This window comes from Amycolatopsis sp. w19 (assembly GCF_051373225.1).
In the GTDB taxonomy this organism is placed as follows: Bacteria; Actinomycetota; Actinomycetes; order Mycobacteriales; family Pseudonocardiaceae; genus Amycolatopsis; species Amycolatopsis japonica.
The window spans coordinates 120792-138080 of record NZ_JBPQFM010000013.1 but is presented as its reverse complement, the minus strand read 5'-3'; the positions used below and the strand labels follow the sequence as shown (position 1 = coordinate 138080).

Here is a 17289-nt window from a genome sequence, read left to right as displayed (position 1 = left end):
ACTCCCCTAATGCTCCGACGGACCATCTCGATATTGATCATCTGGCCGCTGAGCAAGCCAGTAGTAGGCCAGCGTCCTCGCCAGCCAGGTATATGCCGCATACAAGGCGTTAAGCAGGGCGACAATCGTTACAATCTGCCACCAAGTGTCACGAATACCGAATACACCATACTCGGCTGGCTCTCGCAATACGCGCGCCTGCTGGGCCATAAAGAGACCGCTCGCCGCCAAGGACAATGCGACTGTTATCATGGATGATAGCTTTGCGGAAAGCATCCCACCAACAAGTGCAGCACTTCGGTTATCGTAACCAACAAACGCTCCAGCGATTGCAGGAAATGCAAGGACAAGAGCCGGAAAATCACTACCCAGAGGGTTATCCGCCGCAGGATTGAAAGTATAGGCACTAGGAATAATCAATGAAATCAGGAGCACCAATGCAAAGTTAGCCGCCGCAGCCAGAGCCGCCCCGGCCATCGAGCCAGGCGGCACCTCGAAAAATTTGATGTCAAGGCGAAGCTTCCTGGCAACCTTCGACGGGACCGAGCGCAAATATAGATGCAGATATCTTTGACCCAAGCGCCGCCGGAGGCGACTATAGGGACGAGTCAATTTTTCCCTGGAGGAGCCCGACTCCATTAAGCCTGTACCATCGGTTAGGTTCTGCCAGCCAACGTACGTTCCCTCCGGACCCATCACCAAAAGATGATAGCTATGCGCCGTCGCTGCCACACTCAAGTCGAGACTCACATGCTTCGGTCGAGCACCCAGCAGTAAGCCCAGAAGAGCCTTCAGAGACCCGAGTTTAAGACTCGGTATAATGTATCTGCCGTAACTCAAGGACCGATTCGCACGCTCCTCACCACCAGCCGGCAAGATGCCAACTATTACATAGTTATTAGCGAGCCGCCGCAAGAGAACAGCTGCCAATACCAGCGACTCTCCAGCCCTTGGCGCTAGCCTAGTGATACGTTTGGCACATCTGTTCACTTTCTTGATTTCGTCCCCATTAAGACTTCTTCGCGTCGCCACCAACTTAAGGGCGACTTTGGCGTTCCTCCTCAGATTCCCTACCTCTTCAACCGTCAGCGTCGCAGGTGCTGGTGTTAACAACGCATCCATGATCATGGTGATCATGATAAGGTATTCACGGTAAGTAAGAGTGGCCATAGGCTCGCCGTCAAGCATGACAGTGAGATCGTCCTGCAGCTCACCTTTACTCGGCCTCAACACTGGAATCAGTAAAGTTTTTCCAATTTTCTCCGCTGGAATATCTAGACTGACAACAACGTTTTGCCGAAGAACACGTCTACGCACTTCGATCTCTTCGTTTACGCGCCCCCTAAAGGCTCGCGGATCGAGAATCAATTCTACGAAGCTGGCTATCTGCGCAGAGTCGAACCGCTGCCTGAAATCCTTATATTCTTTCCGTATTGAACTTAGGTTAACCTCGCCACCATTAAATTGACGAGTCAAGCCGCGACGCGTTGAGACGCGATGAGCTATCAACATATGAAGAGGCAGCGAAATTAGTAGTGCCACGACCGCTACACTCGTAGACACATAGCGCAGGAAGTGACTTTCTTTTAGAATCCCAGCGGTGCTTGCAAGTATCCACCCCAAAGACCCGATGATCATCGTCACCAGAACGAGACGCACAACGGGTCGCCGCCAGGCCGATTCCGATCCACCACTCCCCACAGCGTGCCCCTTGTCTCATCATGGACGCCCTACGCGTCCGCCACGCCAACCAGATGGCTGATGTGATTCAAAGGGTCGAGGTCATACAGCGCACCGTTACAGGAACAAGTGAATTAACATCAAAGGCGGAGCACCTGAACCGGATCGCAACTCGAGCTTGACCAGCTCGCAATCTAGTGAAAAATTGGCGTAGATCTTTGATAAGCAGGATGACACGTCGAACAACTATCAGGTCGAAGATCTCATAGGATGCGTCGCCCAGCCTTGCCACCATCATGAGATCGATCGGCGGGAGTGACAGAACTACTCACTCTTCGGAGACAGACAGTCGAGCACAGCAAGGAAGCCTCCTGACCGCAAACGACACTAGCGAGTGGCCCACGCGACAATGGCCCAATCGCATGTGAAGGCCCCGGCCGCGTATCGATACTTCCGGGGCAATGAAGGATCAAGCCGATCTCGACATCTTCGGCCGCGCCAACGAGGGACGGAAACACCGTCATCTTCGACCGGATCGGCGTTGAGTACGGCAACAGCCAGCCAGCTTCGCCTGGTGAGCACCTGGTCACCGAGTGACCACAAGGCCGGATCCGCTGACCGACGGGAGAATTAGGTTCCGTTCCGGCTCTGCGCCGTGATCGCGAGCATGCTCAGCATCTGAGATCCTCGCCGAACTACGGTGACGACTCCCCCGCGCAGGGGAAGCACCTCCCTCATAACGGGGATTTCCACATTTGGGATACCAACCGCCGCCCACTAGGCTGGGCGCGTGACCTCGACGATCGCGGTGACCCGGTGGATTCCCGACGAAGCGCTGAAAGTGCTCGCCGAGGCCGGGGAGGTGAAACTGTCGCGCGCCGACCGGCCGCTGACGCCGGACGAACTGCGTGAGTTCGTCCGCGGCTCGTCCGCGATCGTCGGCATGCTGCACGACCGGATCGACGGCGAGGTCGCCGACGCGGCGGGCCCGGACCTGAAGGTCGTGGCGAACGTGGCCGTCGGCTACGACAACATCGACGTCCCGGCGCTGGCCGGCCGCGGCATCACCGTCACCAACACCCCCGGCGTGCTCACCGACGCCACCGCGGATCTGGCGTTCGGGCTGATCCTCGCGGTCACGCGACGGCTCGGCGAGGGCGAACGGCTGATCCGCTCGCGCACGCCTTGGTCGTTCCACCTGGGTTTCCTGCTTGGCTCTTCACTGCAGGACAAGACTCTCGGGATCGTCGGGCTCGGACAGATCGGGCAGGCGATCGCGCGGCGGGCGCTCGGTTTCGGCATGCGGATCGTCTACTCAGGACGATCGAGGGCCGCCGAAGACGTCGAGAAGACCTTGGGCGCGAAGTACGTGCCCTTCGACGAACTGCTGCGAAGCTCCGACGTCGTGTCTCTGCACTGTCCGCTGACGCCGGAGACCCGGCATCTCGTCGACGCGGACGCGCTTAAGGCCATGAAACCGGGCGCGTACCTGATCAACACCACACGCGGCCCCGTCGTCCACGAGGCCGCGCTGGCCGACGCACTCGAAGCCGGGGAAATCGCCGGGGCAGGCCTCGACGTGTTCGAAGCCGAACCCGAGGTCGAACCACGCCTGCTGGATCGCGAAAACGTCGTCTTGACGCCGCATCTCGGATCGGCGACGGTCGAGACCCGTACTGCCATGGCCGTACTCGCGGCCGAGAACGTCGCGTCGGTACTCACCGGCGGAAACCCGCTGACGGAGGTTCGTCCATGACTCGTGTGGTCATCGCGCCCGACAAGTTCAAGGGAAGCTTGACCGCGGTCGAGGCCGCGGAGGCGATCGCCCACGGCGTCCGCGACGCGCTGCCCGAAGCCGAGGTTTCATCCTGCCCGGTCGCCGACGGGGGCGAAGGAACGCTCGACGTTCTCGTCGCGGCGGGTGGCCGTCTCGTGGAACTCCCCGTCCGCGGGCCGCTCGACGACACCGTCGACGCCCGCTACGTGACCCTCGACGGCACGGCCTACATCGAATCGGCCCGTGCCTGCGGGATCGAGTTCGTCGAGCCGAGCCCGGAGGTGGCGCTCGCCGCGCACACCTGGGGCGTCGGGGAACTGCTCGCGCACGCGCTCGACAACGGCGCGCGGCGGCTGGTGCTGACCGTCGGCGGGACGGCGAGCACCGACGGCGGCGCCGGGATGCTGGCGGCGCTGGGTGCCGGGGTCTTCGACGCGTTCGGCGCGCCGGTCGGGCTCGGCGGCGGCACGCTGGGCCGGGTCGCGCTGGCCGAACTCGGCCCGGTGCGTGAACGGCTCGGCTCCGTCGAGGTCGCCGTCGCCACCGACGTCACGAACCCGCTGCTCGGCCCTCGTGGCGCGGCCGCGATCTTCGGCCCGCAAAAAGGCGCGGGCCCGCGCGAAGTCGAGCAACTGGACGAATCCCTGGCCCGCTGGGCGCAGGCGTTGCGGAACGCCGGTGCGCCCGATGTCTCCGACGTTCCCGGAGCGGGCGCGGGCGGCGGGGTCGCGGCGGGCGCGATCGCGGGACTCGGCGCGAGCGTCGAATCCGGTTTCCAGCTCATCGCCGGGCTCACCGGAGTCGCCGGCGCCATCGAACACGCCGACCTCGTCATCACCGGCGAAGGCTCGCTGGACGAGCAGAGCCTCGACGGCAAGGCACCGGCGGGCATCGCGGCCCGCGCACGGGAACACGCGGTACCGCTGATGGTGCTGGCCGGACGGATCCAGCTGGACGAGGGCCAGCTCACCGGCCTCGGGGTCGTGGGCAGCGCCGCCCTGATCGACCACGCGCCTTCACTCGACCACGCGCGTGCGCACGCGGCGGAACTCCTGCGCGAGCGAGCCGGCGAGCTGGTCCGCGCCTGGGCCCGTACTTGAGCCTGGGCAGCGACGCCTGCCCGCGGGCTCAGCTACCGGGCTGGGGCTGAGCCTGCGGGAGTACGGCGAAGGCGACTTCGCCGGTTTCGTCCTGCTGGACGTCGAGGACCTTGTCGTCGAGCAACGCGGCCGCTTCCGGCTCCAAGAACACCTTCGGGCCGCCGTCGGCGCCGAGGACCTTGTCGCCGCTTTCCGGCTCCGGAGCGACGGAAACCGCGAGCTGGGGACTGTCCCCCTGCTGGGAATGCATGGCGAACCGCAGCCCGCCTCCGTCCTGGCCGTTCTCCTGCCCGGTCAGTGCGGTGATCGCCTCGGCGGCGGCTTCGGTGACTGTCAGCATCTCTGCCCTTCCTTCGTCGCGGTCTTGCACTTGACCGACCACGCTAGGGGGTGTCGGCATGGCCCGCCGTCTGAGTGAAGATCATTTTTCGCCGACGTCCGGCTCCTCTTCGGCCAGCCGCATGGCATGCGACTCCCCTTCGCGGATCTCCGCCGGCGTGGTCCCGAACCGGTCGGCCCCGCTCCAGTGCTCGGGCGGTTCGACGCCTTCTTCGAGCGGGTCGACACGGAGTTCGTCCTCGTCGAGCGCTTCGCTGGGATCCAACGTTTCCGGCTCCGCGGTCTCACGGTCGCTCATCGGCCGCTCCCTCCTGGTCGGACGTTGACGGGGGCGTGCTGTACTCGACCCCGTCCCTGTGGCTTACCCGGCGTCTCCGCAGGCCAAACGGCGGCGCTGTCGCGGGGATCACAGTTTCTCAGGCGGTTCATTAGCTTCACAAGTTTGTGAAACAAGGAGTAGCGTCGTCGGTATGACCACCACCAGGTGGGCGCCAGGGCACCGGATCATCCGGCGCGCGCCGGAGCGGCACCACGAACTCGGCAACCACGCCGCTTGGTACGTCGTCGCCGGCGTCGCCGCCACCGGCCTGCAGGCGGTGCTGTTCCTTCTCCTTCAGCCGATCCTCGGACCGCAGCTGGCCAATCTGGTCGCGCTCGCGGTCACCACCGTCGGGAACACCGAGTTCCACCGCCGGGTCACCTTCGCCACCCGCAAGAGTCACGCGGGCAAGCGGCATTTCCAGGATCTGGTGACCTTCGCCTTCTACGCCGTGTACGGCTCGATCGTGCTCGCGTCCCTCGACGCGGTGATCACCGAGCCCACCGCACTGGAACAGACCGGCGCGCTGCTCGCGGCCAGTGTCGTGGGCGGCGTCGCGCGCTTCGCGGTTCTTCGCTGGTGGGTCTTCGCGCGGCGGAACGCCTAGGCGGTGTCCGGCCGGCCGGACACCGCCTAGTCTTCATCGCGTGGCAGAGATCAACGGCCCGCACGACGGCGGCTCGGAACCCGACTACCGCTTCACGCTCGCCAACGAACGGACCTTCCTCGCCTGGCTCCGGACGGCGCTGGGCCTGCTGGCCGGCGGTGTCGCCGTCCATCAACTGGTCCCCGACCCGAACGCGCTGAGCACCGTCCTGGCGGGGCTGTGCGTCGTGCTGGCCGCCGTCCTCGCGGCGAGCGCCTATCCGCGCTGGCGTCGGGTGCAGACCGCGATGCGCGCGGGGCAGCCGCTGCCGAAGAGCGGGATGCTGCTCCTGCTGACCGCCGGAATCCTCGTGATCACCCTGACCGCCGCGGCGCTGGTCGTCTTCTCGTGAGCCCGGCCGATCACGGAGCGCAAGCGGAACGAACGGGGCTCGCCTGGCGCCGGACCGCGCTCGCGGCTACTGCCTGCACACTCCTGCTTTTGCACACCGCGGACCGGCGAGGATGGGGCACGGCGGTCATCCCGGTCGCCTTCGCGGGGGCCATGGTGATCACCTTGGCCGCCGTCGGCGCGATCCGTGAACGAGCACTGCGCCGTCCGGAAACCCCGAAACCTCTTAACCCGATCCTTGCTGTCACAACGTCGGCACTCGTCGTAGCGACGGCGGCCGCGCTGATCGCGGTGCGCTAAGTCCCGCGCACATCCAGCGACGCCGACGCCTCTTTTCGCGACACAGAGTCTCGGTTGTATTAAGCCGACTCCGGCGAATGGGCTATCTCTAGTTGAAATCTTTACTGCCGTCCGATCGGCGCTTACGATTACGCTGCGTCGCAACGGCGGCAGATGAATCTGATCTTACGGAGCATCTGCCGCCCTCAATCGTTACGGAGTGTTGACCCCTCGACAGCGACGGTCGCAGGGTCGGCCGGGGAGGACGACCATGCAAGCAACTTCAAGCGCGTCCAGAACCGTCACCCCCGATGCGGTCCCCGGATACACGACTCCGGAGCACCTGCCTCGACCGGGCGGACGGCTGACGAAGGAGGACCTCGATCCCCTCGTCAAGGACGCGGGCGACGGGAATCCCGCCGCGATCCAGTCCCTGCTGCGGATGATCGGCCCCGTCGTGGTCCGGTACTGCCGCGCCAGAATGGGCGGCCGCGACCTGTCCTACCTGTCGGCGGACGACGTCGCGCAGGAAGTGTGCATGGCGGTGCTGAAGGCACTGCCCGGCTACCAGGATCGCGGCGGTTCGTTCCTCTATCTCGTGCACGCCATCGCCGCCAACAAGGTCGCCGACGCCTACCGCGCCGTCTCCCGCGACCGGTCGGAACCGGTACCGGAACTGCCGGAGCGGCCCATCGGCGACAACGAGCCCGAAACCCACGCCCTGCACCTGGACCTCGGTGCCCGCCTCAACCGCCTGCTCTCCACCCTCCCGCGGGTGCAGCAGGAGATCCTCGCCCTCCGGATCGCCGTCGGCCTGTCCGCCGCCGAGACCGCCGAGGCACTCGGGATCTCCGCCGGCAACGTGCGCGTGACGCAGCACCGCGCACTGGCCCGCCTGCGGACGATGGTCAAGCAGGACGAGTTCTGATCTTTCCTCCCCCTGCCGCAGGTCGTCGATCGGCGGTTCTCAGGCGCCCGGACCCCGCGCCGCCCACTTTCTTCCTTCCCCCGGTTTCCCGCCGGGGTTTCGTCGTGTCTTGTGAAGGCGCCTGATGGACTGAGGGGAGCTTTCGCTGCGTCTAATGCGGGGCGGGCGTTGCGAAAGTGATTTCTTGACGCCGTCCTGGCGGAGCCGAGGCCGGTGAGCGGGGAAGATTTCGGACGTTCAGCGTCCCGAATCCTCCCCACTCGGCCAGACGTCCTTGCCTCTCACGTAAGGCGATAAGCCCGCCGCGCCGTCCCGTCGAAGAAGTCCAGCCGCTCGGCGTCGCTCAGCGAACCCGTGAGCGAAAACGCCGTGTCCACGACGACCTCGTACGCGGCCGCCAGTTCGCACACCGGCCAGTCGGAGCCGAACATCAGCCGCGAAGCCCCGAACGACTCCAGCACGTGCTCGGACCAGCGCGCCAGCTGACCGACCTTCCACCGTGCCCAGTCCGCCTCGGTCACCAGCCCCGAAAGCTTGCAGTACACGTTGTCCAGCTCCCCCAAGGCCGCGACACCGTCCGCCCACGGCTGCCATTCGCCCGAGGCGATCGGCGGCTTCGCGGCGTGGTCGACAACGAAAACCTGATCCGGCAACGCTTTCGCGGCGGCGAGGGCCGCGGGAAGCTGTGGCGGCTTCACCAGGAGGTCGTACGCCAGCCCGGCCTCGCCGAGGGCGGCGAGGCCGCGCAGGACCTCGGGCCGCGTCAGCCACGACGGATCCGGCTCGTCCTCGACCTGATGCCGGATTCCCACCAGAGGCCCGGAAAACGCGGCCACGCGCTCGGCGACGTCGGGAGCGGTGAGATCGGTCCAGCCGACGACGCCGGTGATCAGCGGTTCGGCCCGCGCCGCCGAAAGGAACTCGCGCGTCTCCTCCTCCGACGAGACCGTCTGCACCAGCACGGTCCCCTTCACGCCCGCCGCCTTCGTCACCGCGCGGAGATCGTCCACTGTGTACGGACGCCGGATCGGTTCCAGCGCCGTGCCGGTCATCCACGGGTAGTCCCGCCGCGACGGGTCCCAAAGGTGGTGGTGCGCGTCGATCACGGCTGTCCTTCCTCCCGCAGCACGGTGTCCTCACGCAACAGTCCCGCACGGATCAGGTCCGTCCACAACTCGCGCGGCACCGGCCGTCGGAAGCGTTCGGCGTTGAGCCGGACCTGACCCGGATCGTGCGCGCCGACGACGACGGACACCACCGACGGATGCGCGGCGGGCAACGCCAGCGCGGCTTGCGGGAGTTCGACACCGTGCCGCGCGCAGACCTCGGCGATCAGCTGGGCGCGTTCGACCAGCTCAGCGGGGGCCTCGGCGTAGTCGTACATCGTGCCCGGCGCCGCGGTGGCGAGGATCCCGGCGTTGAACGCGCCGCCCGCCACCACGTCCACCCCGCGTTCCGCGCACAGCGGGAGGAGATCGTCGAGGGCGGGCTGGTCGAGCAGGGTGTACCGGCCCGCCAGGAGGATCACGTCGAGATCGAAGCGGCGGACGAACTCCGCGAGCATCGGCGCCTGGTTCATCCCGGCGCCGACGGCGTCGACGACACCCTGCTCGCGCAGTTCGAGCAGCGCGGGGAAGGCTCCGTCGACGGTGTCCTCGAAGTGCTCGTCGGGGTCGTGCACGTAGACGACGTCGACGCGGTCGAGCCCGAGCCGCTCCAGACTGTCCTCAAGCGACCGGAGGATCCCGTCGCGGCTGAAGTCCCACCGTCGTTTGTACGCGGCGGGAACGACGAAACCTTGCGAGTCGGTCCGCGAAGCGCCGTCGGGATCGGGCTCGAGTACCCGGCCGACCTTGGTCGACACCACGAAGTCCGCGCGGGTATACGCCGAAAGCGCCGCGCCCAGGCGTCGTTCCGACAGCCCGAGACCGTAGTGCGGGGCGGTGTCGAAATACCGGATGCCTTCGTCCCACGCCTGGCGGACGGTCGCTTCGGCCGTCTCGTCGGTGATGGCGTGGTACAGGTTGCCCAGCTGCGCGCAGCCGAGCCCCAGCGGGGACAGGGGAATCTTCACGGAAGCTCCCAGACGAGGCCGATACCCGAATCCTTGCCCGAGTAGTCGTCTTCCACGTCGAGCAGTTCGGACATCCGCGCCTGCCACGGAATATTGGCCGGGTGATCGCGCAGGACCGCGCGCATCTTCGCGTAGTCCTCGACCTCGACCACGTGGAACAGGTCGAGACCGTCCCGCCAGATCCGCCACGAACGCACACCCGCACCGCGCAGGGCTTCGTCCAGGTCGGGCGGGATGACGGCGTGGACCGACTCGTATTCGGCCTCCTTGCCCGGCTTCAGCCGGGTGTGGAGTGCCACTCTTTGTAGTGCGACACCGTGGGTCACCGCGCCTCCTTCATTCGAAACATGGCACTCTGTCAACTAACACTCAAACATCCGAGGTCTTCGGGGAGGGCGGTGGAACATGCCGGTCACCGATGTCGCGATCGACAAGATCAAGGACATGATCATCTCCGGCGAGCTTGCTCCGGGCGACAGGCTGCCGAAGGAGGCCGAACTGGCCCAGCGGCTCGGCCTGTCCCGCAGTTCGCTGCGCGAAGCGGTGAAGGCGCTGTGCCTGATCCGCGTGCTCGACGTCCGCCAGGGCGACGGCACGTACGTCACCAGCCTCGAACCGAATCTCCTCCTCGACGCGATGACGTTCGTGGTGGACTTCCACCGCGACGACACCGTGCTGGACTTCCTCGCCGTCCGCCGGATCCTCGAACCGGCGGCGACGGCGCTGGCCGCACTGCACATGAGCGACGAGGACATCGCGGAACTAGGCCGCCTGCTCGACGAGCTGGCCGATTCGCCGACGGTGGAGGCGCTGGTCGCGAACGACCTGCAGTTCCACCGCAAGATCGCCGACGGCTCCGGCAATCCGGTGCTGTGCTCGCTGCTGGACAGCCTGTCCGGCCCCACCGCGCGCGCCCGCATCTGGCGCGGGCTCACCCAGGAGGGCGCGGTCGCGAAGACCCGCGAGCAGCACACGGCGATCTACGAGGCCATCGCGGCCCGTGAGCCCGAACTCGCGCGTTCGTGGGCCACCGTGCACGTGGCCGGGGTGGAGCAGTGGCTCCGCAACGCGCTCGGCACCGCCGACGACCCCACCACGGCCGCCGAAGCTTCCTGACACCGCTCTCTCCTCTCTCACGTCCTCTAACCGGCCCTTCGCGCGCTAGGAACGGTCCTTTCCTCGCAAAATTTGCAAGGAAAGGACCGTTCATCGCATCGGCGAGGGGGCTAGGTCTGGGCCTTCCCACCGGCATAGCGGGAAATGATCAACGCGACCAGGATGATCACGCCGTAGATCGCCTTGAGCCATTCCGGCGGCACCTGCGCCACCTGCAGCAGGTTGGTGACGGTCTGCAGCAGCAGCACACCGGTGAGCGCCCCGACCAGGGTGCCCTTCCCACCGTCCAGTGAGACACCGCCGATCACCGCAGCGGCGAACACCTGAAGGATCAATCCGTCGCCCTGGTCCGCGCCGAGCGCGCCGACGTAGCCGGTGTACGCGAGCCCGCCCAGCGCGGCCAGCACACCGGCCACGACGAAGACGCCCCACGAGATCCGGTCGACGCGGATACCGGCGGCCCGCGCGGCTTCGGAGTTGCCGCCGATGGCGTACAGCGACCGTCCGATCCGGTGATACCGCAGGCCCAGCCCGAACGCGGTGAACAGCGCCGCGGCCAGCCACACCGACATCGGCAGCCCGATGAACGTCGTGGTGGCCAGCGCGGTGAACACGTCCAGCTGGTCGAAGAGCGTCTTCCCCTGGGTGGAGCCGATCTGCGTGCCGCGCAGCACCGTCAGCATCGCGAGCGTGACGATGAAGGCGTTCAGCTTCAGTTTGACGATCAGGAAACCGTTCACGAAGCCGACCGCGGCACCGGCCACCAGCACGGCGAGGATGCCCGCGAATCCGGGGATCTCGGTGCCGAAACCCGAAGAAGCCACCGGGATGACCAGCATCGCGCCCAGTGCGGGCGCCATGCCCATGGTGGATTCCAGTGACAGGTCGAACTTCCCGGTCAGCAGTACGAGCGATTCGCCCAGCACCACCATCGACAGCGCGGCCGAGGCGGACAGGATCCCGACGATACTGCCGAAGGTCAGGAACGTGTCGCTGATCAGTCCTCCGATGATCAGCACCACGATGAGCGCCGGCACGAGCGCGAGTTCACGCAGCCAGCGGAACTTCCGGCGCTTCGGCGGGGCCGCGAGCGTCGAAGTCTTCGGATCGGTCATCAGCTCGGTCACCGCTCGACTCCTTCGATGTCGGCCACCAGGTCGCCGTCGGACCAGCCCGCCCGGTGTTCGGCGACCACGGCGCCGGCGCGCAGCACCAGTACCCGGTCGCTCAGGCGGAGATCGTCCAGCTCGTCGCTGACGATCAGCACCGCCTTGCCCTCGGCCCGCACCCGGTCGACGACCGCGAGCAGCGCCTCCTTCGATTTGACGTCCACGCCCGCGGTCGGGTTGATCAGCACCACCAGGCGCGGATCACCGGCCAGCGCGCGGGCCAGGACGACCTTCTGCTGGTTGCCGCCGGAAAGGTCGGACACCGGCTGGTCCGCGTCGGCCGCGACGATGTCGTAGTCCTTCAGCGCCTGGGCGGCCCGGCCGTACCGCGCTGCCGGTGCCGCGAGTCCACCCTTGCCCATGCGATCCAAAATGGACAGTGTGGCGTTGTCGGCGATGGAGTGCTCCAGCACCAGTCCTTCGTGATGACGATCCCTCGGCACACAGCCGATCCCGGCGCGGATCGCGGCCGGGATGTCACCCGGTTTCAACGGTTTCCCGTCCACCCGGACCGTGCCGGACGACGGCGGACGCAGTCCGTACACGGTTTCGGCGACCTGATGCTTGCCGCTGGCGTTGCTGCCCGCGAGCCCGATCACCTCGCCGCGGTGGATCCGGAACGTCACGTCGTCGAAGCCGTCACCGGAAAGCCCGTCGACGGCCAGGACCTCGGTGGCGTCCTCGTCCAACGCCTCGCGCGTGGAGGCGTCGCGGACGGAAAGCCCGCCCTGTTCGCCGGTCATCGCGTCGATCAGTTCGGCACGGCCGACCTCCGCGACCGGCGCGGTCAGGATGTGCTTGGCGTCGCGCAGCACGGTGACCGCCTGGCACACCTCGTAGACCTCGTGGAGGTGGTGCGAGATGAACAGGAACGTCACCCCGTTGGCCTGCATCTGACGCATCCGCGCGAAAAGCCGGTCGATCGCCTGGCTGTCCAGCTGCGCCGTCGGCTCGTCGAGCACGATGAACCGGGCGCCATAGGAAAGTGCCCTGGCGATCTCGACGAACTGCCGGTCCTCGACGGAAAGCTCTCCGGCCGGAGTGTCGACGTCGACACCGACGTCCCAGGAGTCGAGCAGTTCCCGTGCCTGACGGCGCAGCCGCTGCCAGCCGATCACGAAACCCTTGCCCGATTGCCGATTGAGGAACAGGTTCTCCGCGACGGTCAGCTGCGGAACGACCATCGCGTGCTGGTACACGCAGGCGACCGCGCGTTTCCAGTCGTCCTGTTTGGACAAGGGCGGCGCGGGGACGCCGCCGAACTCGACGTGACCGGTGTCCGTTTTGGACAGTCCGGTGAGGATGGAGACGAGCGTCGATTTCCCCGCACCGTTGCGGCCGACGAGTGCGTGCGACTCGCCGGGGTGCACGGTGAGGCTGACGTCGGACAGCGCCACGGTCGGTCCGTAGCGTTTGCCGACACCCTGTGCGCTGACCACCGGCACGGCGGCGGACCCGGCGGGCAGCGCGCTCACAGGTTGTTCCCCCAGAGTGCCTTGTCGTCCACGTTGTCCTTGGTGACGACGGGCGCGGGGAGCTGGTCTTCGAGGATCCCCGGCCGGACCTCGACGACGGTGCTGCCGTGGTCGGTCGGCCCCGCCTTGAAGGTCTCCCCCGCCATCGCCTTCTTGATCCAGTACATGCCGTACTTGGCGTAGTCGTCTGCGGGCTGCGAGACCGTCGCGTCGAGTTCGCCAGCGCGGATCGCGGCCAGCTCCTGGGGAATGCCGTCGTTGCTGACCAGCACGACGTGCTTCGGGTCGCCGACCGGGAAGGAGAGGTTCTTGCGTTTGAGCGCCTGCTGCGTCGGCGCCAGGTACACCCCGCCCGCCTGCATGTACACGGCCTTGATGTCCGGGTTCGCGGTCAGCAGGCTGTCCAGGCCGGAAGATGCCTTGTCCGCCTTCCATTCGGCGGCGACCTCCAGCACCTGGACGCCCGGGAACTTCGTCTTCATGCACTGACGGAACGCTTCGGAGCGGTCGCGGCCGTTGACCGAGGCCAGGTCTCCCATGACCTGCACGACCTTGCCCGAAGTGACCTTCGCGCCGATCGCCTCGCAGGCCTTGGTGCCGTACGCCTTGTTGTCCGCGCGCACCACCATCGCGACCTTGCCGCCCTCCGGCGCGACGTCGACGGCCACCACCGGGACCCCCTTGTTCTCCGCCGCCTTGAGGCCGGCCACGACGGCGGCGGAGTCCAGCGGCGTCACGACCAAACCCTTGATGCCCTGGTTGAGCAGGGTGTTGATGTCGGTGATCTGCTTCGCCGGATCGCTGTCCGCGTTGACCGTGGGCAGCGCCTCGACGCCCTGCTCCTTCGCCTTCAGCGGTACGTAGTTGTTGTAGGCCTGCCAGAACGGCGAGGTCAGCAACGGGATCGTCGCGCCGACCTTGCCGCCCCCGCCCTGGGGAGCAGTGGCTGCGTTGTTCTTAGTGGACCCACAGGCCGACAGCGCCAGCCCGAGCGCGGTGGCCGCGGCGGCCACCTTGATCACCCTCGTACGCACCGCATCCTCCTTGATGGCAGCGAAACTACTGGTGGTGGACCGGGCCGCGCGGACGCAACCCGTACATCCCTCCGTCGACCGCGAGCGCCGTGCCGGTGGTCGAAGCCGACAGCGGACTGGCGAGATACACGACCGCGTTCGCGACCTCGTCCGCCGTGACCAGCCTGCCCATCGGCTGACGGGCGGCCAGCGCGGCGCGCTCGGCCTCCGGATCGCCCGCGGCGTCGAGCAGCCTGCCGACCCACGGCGTGTCCGCGGTGCCGGGGCAGACGCAGTTGACGCGGATCCGGTCGGCGAGGTGATCGGTCGCCATCGCCAGGGTCAGCGAGAGCACCGCGCCCTTGCTGGCCGAGTACAACGCGCGGTTGGGCAGGCCTGCCCAAGCGGCGATCGAACAGGTGTTGACGATCGCGGCCGACGGCGAGTTCTTCAGATGCGGCAACGCCGCCCGCGCGAGCCGCACCATGCCGACGACGTTGATGTCGAGCACCCGGTGCCATTCGTCGTCGCCGTTGGCGGTGACGTCGCCCTGCGCGCCGATACCCGCGTTGTTGACCAGGACGTCGAGCCTGCCGAACCGCTCGGCGACCGCGGCGATCGCCGAACGGACCTCCTTGTCGGAGCCGACGTCGCAGCGGAATCCGGTGAGGCCTTCGGGAAGGTCGCCGGGATTCAGGTCGAGCACCGCGACCTTCGCCCCTCGCGCGGCGAGCAGGTCGGCGGTGGCCCTTCCGATTCCCGAGGCACCGCCGGTGACGGCGGCGACGAGGCCTTCGAACTCACTCACTGGTTTGTCTCCGTCCACTCTGGACCGTCGGGGAAGGTGAACCGGCGCAGGGTCGCGTCGTGCATCCGGGCCGAGAAGCCCGGCGCGGACGGGGCGACGTAGCGGCCGTCGACGACGGCGGCCGGGTCGGTGAAGTGCTCGTGGAGGTGGTCGACCCATTCGATGGACCGGTCGGTGTCGCTCCCGGACACGGCCACGAAGTCGAACATCGACAGGTGCCGGACGAGTTCGCACAGCCCGACGCCACCGGCGTGCGGGCAGACCGGGACGTCGAATTTGGCCGCCAGCAACAGGATCGCCAGGTTCTCGTTGAACCCGCCGACCCTGGCCGCGTCCAGTTGCAGCACCGAGATCGCGCCTGCCTGCAGCAGCTGCTTGAACACCACGCGGTTCTGGACGTGCTCGCCGGTGGCCACCCGGATCGGGGCGAGCGCCTTGGCGATCGCGGCGTGCCCGAGCACGTCGTCCGGCGAGGTGGGTTCTTCGATCCAGTACGGGTCGTACGGTGCCAGCGCGGTCATCCAGGTGATCGCGGTCGAGACGTCCCAGCGCTGGTTCGCGTCGACGGCGACCCGGATGTCCGGGCCGACGGTCTCGCGGGCGAGCTTCATCCGGCGGACGTCGTCCTCGAGATTCCCGCCGACCTTCAGTTTGATCATCTCGAAGCCGTCCGCGACCGCCTGTTCGGCGAGCCGGACCAGTTTCGCGTCCGAGTAGCCGAGCCAGCCGGGGGAAGTGCTGTACGCGCGGTAGCCGTCGCGCTCGATCTTGGCGATCCGCTCGGCGCGGCCGGGTTCGGCGGCGCGGAGGATGTCGAGCGCCTCCTGTTCGGTCAGCGCGTCGGAGAGATACCGGAAATCGACGAGGGAGACCAGGTCCTCCGGCGACATCTCGGCGGCGAACCGCCAGACGGGGAGACCGGCGATCCGCGCGGCGAGATCCCACGCGGCGTTGACCACCGCGCCGATCGCCATGTGCGCGACACCCTTTTCCGGGCCGAGCCAGCGCAGTTGCGAGTCGCCGACCAGCGCCCGCGAAAGGTCGCCGAGCGCGGCCGCGTCGGTGGGCACGTCCCTGCCGACGACGTGCGGTTCCAGCGCGCGGATCGCCGCGGCCTGGACGTCGTTGCCGCGTCCGATGGTGAAAGCGAGCCCGTAGCCGTCCGGGCCGCCGTCGGTGTGCAGCACGACGTACGCGGCCGAGTAGTCCGGGTCCGGGTTCATGGCGTCCGAACCGTCCAGCTCCCGCGAAGTGGGGAAGCGGACGTCGAGCACCTCCATGCCCACGATCTTCGCCATCACGCCTGCCTGACGTTCTGACGCTGACGGCCGAGGCCGTCGATTTCGAGCTCGATGACGTCACCCTCGGTCAGGTAGGGCTTCGGCTCGGGCTGGCCGAGCGCGACGCCCTGCGGAGTGCCGGTGTTGATGAGGTCCCCGGGGCGCAGCACCATGTACTGGCTCACGTAGTGCACGATCTCCGCGACCGAGAAGATCATGTCCTTGGTCGACGAGTCCTGCTTCTTCTCACCGTTGACCCACAACCGCAGGCCGAGGTCCTGCGGGTCGGCCACCTCGTCGGCCGTGACCAGCCACGGGCCGAGCGGGTTGAAGTTCTCGCACGACTTGCCCTTGTCCCAGGTGCCGCCGCGTTCGAGCTGGAACTCGCGTTCGGACACGTCGTTCGAGACGGTGTAGCCGGCGACGTACTCCAAGGCCTCTTCGACGCTTTCGAGGTAGCGCGCGGTCTTGCCGATGACGACGCCGAGTTCGACCTCCCAGTCGGTCTTGGTCGAGCCGCGCGGTACGAGCACGTCGTCCTCCGGGCCGACGACGACGTCGGGGGCCTTCATGAAGACGACGGGTTCGGTCGGGACCTCGGCGCCGGATTCCTCGGCGTGCTGCCGGTAGTTGAGGCCGATGCAGACGACCTTGCCCGGCCGCGCGATCGGCGAGCCCACCCTGGCTCGCGCGAATTCGGGGCCCGCTTCGGGCAGCTCGCCGGCGGCCAGCGCGGCCGCGACCCTGGCGACGCCGTCGCCCGCGAAGAAGCTGCCATCGATGTCGGCGGTCAGCGCCGAGAGGTCGCGCAGCGTGCCGTCCCCGGCACGTACGAACGGACGCTCACTTCCCGGCTCCCCGAGTCGCAACAGCTGCACGGATTTTCCCTTCCAGCCGAACCGTCAACAATCAACGGCTCCCACAGCAACGAACAG

At 67.0% G+C, this 17289-nt stretch carries 18 protein-coding genes and 1 pseudogene; 7 read left to right on the top strand and 12 right to left on the bottom strand.

Features of this window, described 5'->3' with window-relative positions; genetic code table 11:
* Positions 1–6: 6 nt before the first annotated feature.
* A complete protein-coding gene (locus ACSMFO_RS24695) occupies positions 7–1644 on the bottom strand; it encodes a hypothetical protein (protein ID WP_436460666.1) in 1638 nt (545 codons plus the stop codon).
* An 826-nt stretch (positions 1645–2470) separates the two neighbouring features.
* On the opposite strand from ACSMFO_RS24695, the gene ACSMFO_RS24690 reads away from it, so the two are divergent.
* The gene (locus ACSMFO_RS24690) at positions 2471–3436 is read left to right on the top strand and encodes a 2-hydroxyacid dehydrogenase (protein ID WP_436460665.1); all 966 of its coding nucleotides are present in this window, start codon (positions 2471–2473) and stop codon (positions 3434–3436) included.
* Complete coding sequence (locus ACSMFO_RS24685; protein ID WP_436460664.1) at positions 3433–4557, top strand: glycerate kinase; 1125 nt, start codon at positions 3433–3435, stop codon at positions 4555–4557. The genes ACSMFO_RS24690 and ACSMFO_RS24685 overlap by 4 nt, the downstream gene beginning before the upstream one ends.
* 28 nt (positions 4558–4585) lie before the next feature.
* Here the strand turns inward: ACSMFO_RS24685 and ACSMFO_RS24680 are convergent, their stop codons facing one another.
* Positions 4586–4897 (bottom strand): hypothetical protein, encoded by a 312-nt coding sequence (locus ACSMFO_RS24680; RefSeq protein WP_005153325.1) that lies wholly within the window; start codon positions 4895–4897, stop codon positions 4586–4588.
* Between the two features lie 96 nt (positions 4898–4993).
* Positions 4994–5194, bottom strand: a pseudogene (locus tag ACSMFO_RS24675) (hypothetical protein); the annotation flags it as partial.
* A gap of 172 nt (positions 5195–5366) precedes the next feature.
* Here ACSMFO_RS24675 and ACSMFO_RS24670 point away from each other — a divergent pair.
* From ACSMFO_RS24670 to shbA, 4 genes are all read left to right on the top strand, one after another.
* Positions 5367–5822: a GtrA family protein gene (locus ACSMFO_RS24670; RefSeq protein ID WP_436460663.1), complete on the top strand. Its 456-nt coding sequence runs from the start codon at positions 5367–5369 to the stop codon at positions 5820–5822.
* Positions 5823–5862: 40 nt separating this feature from the next.
* Complete coding sequence (locus tag ACSMFO_RS24665; protein WP_038509659.1) at positions 5863–6213, top strand: YidH family protein; 351 nt, start codon at positions 5863–5865, stop codon at positions 6211–6213.
* The gene (locus tag ACSMFO_RS24660) at positions 6210–6512 is read left to right on the top strand and encodes a DUF202 domain-containing protein (protein WP_436460662.1); all 303 of its coding nucleotides are present in this window, start codon (positions 6210–6212) and stop codon (positions 6510–6512) included. The genes ACSMFO_RS24665 and ACSMFO_RS24660 overlap by 4 nt, the downstream gene beginning before the upstream one ends.
* 250 nt (positions 6513–6762) lie before the next feature.
* Positions 6763–7419 carry an RNA polymerase sigma factor ShbA gene (gene shbA / locus ACSMFO_RS24655; protein ID WP_016336345.1) on the top strand — a complete coding sequence of 219 codons (657 nt, stop codon included), beginning with the start codon at positions 6763–6765 and terminating at the stop codon, positions 7417–7419.
* A gap of 281 nt (positions 7420–7700) precedes the next feature.
* Here shbA and ACSMFO_RS24650 read toward each other — a convergent pair whose 3' ends face one another.
* The 3 genes from ACSMFO_RS24650 to ACSMFO_RS24640 are packed head-to-tail and all read right to left on the bottom strand — an operon-like array spanning position 7701 to position 9792.
* Positions 7701–8525 carry an amidohydrolase family protein gene (locus ACSMFO_RS24650; RefSeq protein WP_436460661.1) on the bottom strand — a complete coding sequence of 275 codons (825 nt, stop codon included), beginning with the start codon at positions 8523–8525 and terminating at the stop codon, positions 7701–7703.
* A complete protein-coding gene (locus tag ACSMFO_RS24645) occupies positions 8522–9493 on the bottom strand; it encodes an aldo/keto reductase (protein ID WP_436460660.1) in 972 nt (323 codons plus the stop codon). Before ACSMFO_RS24645 ends, ACSMFO_RS24650 begins: the two co-directional genes overlap by 4 nt.
* Positions 9490–9792: an L-rhamnose mutarotase gene (locus tag ACSMFO_RS24640; RefSeq protein WP_063274963.1), complete on the bottom strand. Its 303-nt coding sequence runs from the start codon at positions 9790–9792 to the stop codon at positions 9490–9492. The genes ACSMFO_RS24645 and ACSMFO_RS24640 overlap by 4 nt, the downstream gene beginning before the upstream one ends.
* A gap of 106 nt (positions 9793–9898) precedes the next feature.
* Here ACSMFO_RS24640 and ACSMFO_RS24635 point away from each other — a divergent pair, with 106 nt between their 5' ends.
* Complete coding sequence (locus ACSMFO_RS24635) at positions 9899–10609, top strand: FadR/GntR family transcriptional regulator (RefSeq protein WP_016336349.1); 711 nt, start codon at positions 9899–9901, stop codon at positions 10607–10609.
* Between the two features lie 110 nt (positions 10610–10719).
* On the opposite strand, the gene ACSMFO_RS24630 is transcribed toward ACSMFO_RS24635, so the two are convergent.
* The 6 genes from ACSMFO_RS24630 to ACSMFO_RS24605 are packed head-to-tail and all read right to left on the bottom strand — an operon-like array spanning position 10720 to position 17232.
* Positions 10720–11736, bottom strand: coding sequence for an ABC transporter permease (locus tag ACSMFO_RS24630; RefSeq protein ID WP_038509653.1), 1017 nt, complete (start codon positions 11734–11736; stop codon positions 10720–10722).
* Positions 11733–13253, bottom strand: coding sequence for a sugar ABC transporter ATP-binding protein (locus ACSMFO_RS24625; protein ID WP_436460659.1), 1521 nt, complete (start codon positions 13251–13253; stop codon positions 11733–11735). The genes ACSMFO_RS24630 and ACSMFO_RS24625 overlap by 4 nt, the downstream gene beginning before the upstream one ends.
* The gene (locus ACSMFO_RS24620; protein ID WP_436460658.1) at positions 13250–14287 is read right to left on the bottom strand and encodes a sugar ABC transporter substrate-binding protein; all 1038 of its coding nucleotides are present in this window, start codon (positions 14285–14287) and stop codon (positions 13250–13252) included. The genes ACSMFO_RS24625 and ACSMFO_RS24620 overlap by 4 nt, the downstream gene beginning before the upstream one ends.
* A gap of 25 nt (positions 14288–14312) precedes the next feature.
* Complete coding sequence (locus ACSMFO_RS24615; protein ID WP_360124369.1) at positions 14313–15074, bottom strand: SDR family NAD(P)-dependent oxidoreductase; 762 nt, start codon at positions 15072–15074, stop codon at positions 14313–14315.
* Positions 15071–16372 (bottom strand): enolase C-terminal domain-like protein, encoded by a 1302-nt coding sequence (locus ACSMFO_RS24610; RefSeq protein ID WP_436460657.1) that lies wholly within the window; start codon positions 16370–16372, stop codon positions 15071–15073. Before ACSMFO_RS24610 ends, ACSMFO_RS24615 begins: the two co-directional genes overlap by 4 nt.
* Positions 16372–17232: a fumarylacetoacetate hydrolase family protein gene (locus ACSMFO_RS24605; RefSeq protein WP_436460656.1), complete on the bottom strand. Its 861-nt coding sequence runs from the start codon at positions 17230–17232 to the stop codon at positions 16372–16374. Before ACSMFO_RS24605 ends, ACSMFO_RS24610 begins: the two co-directional genes overlap by 1 nt.
* Positions 17233–17289: the final 57 nt, after the last annotated feature.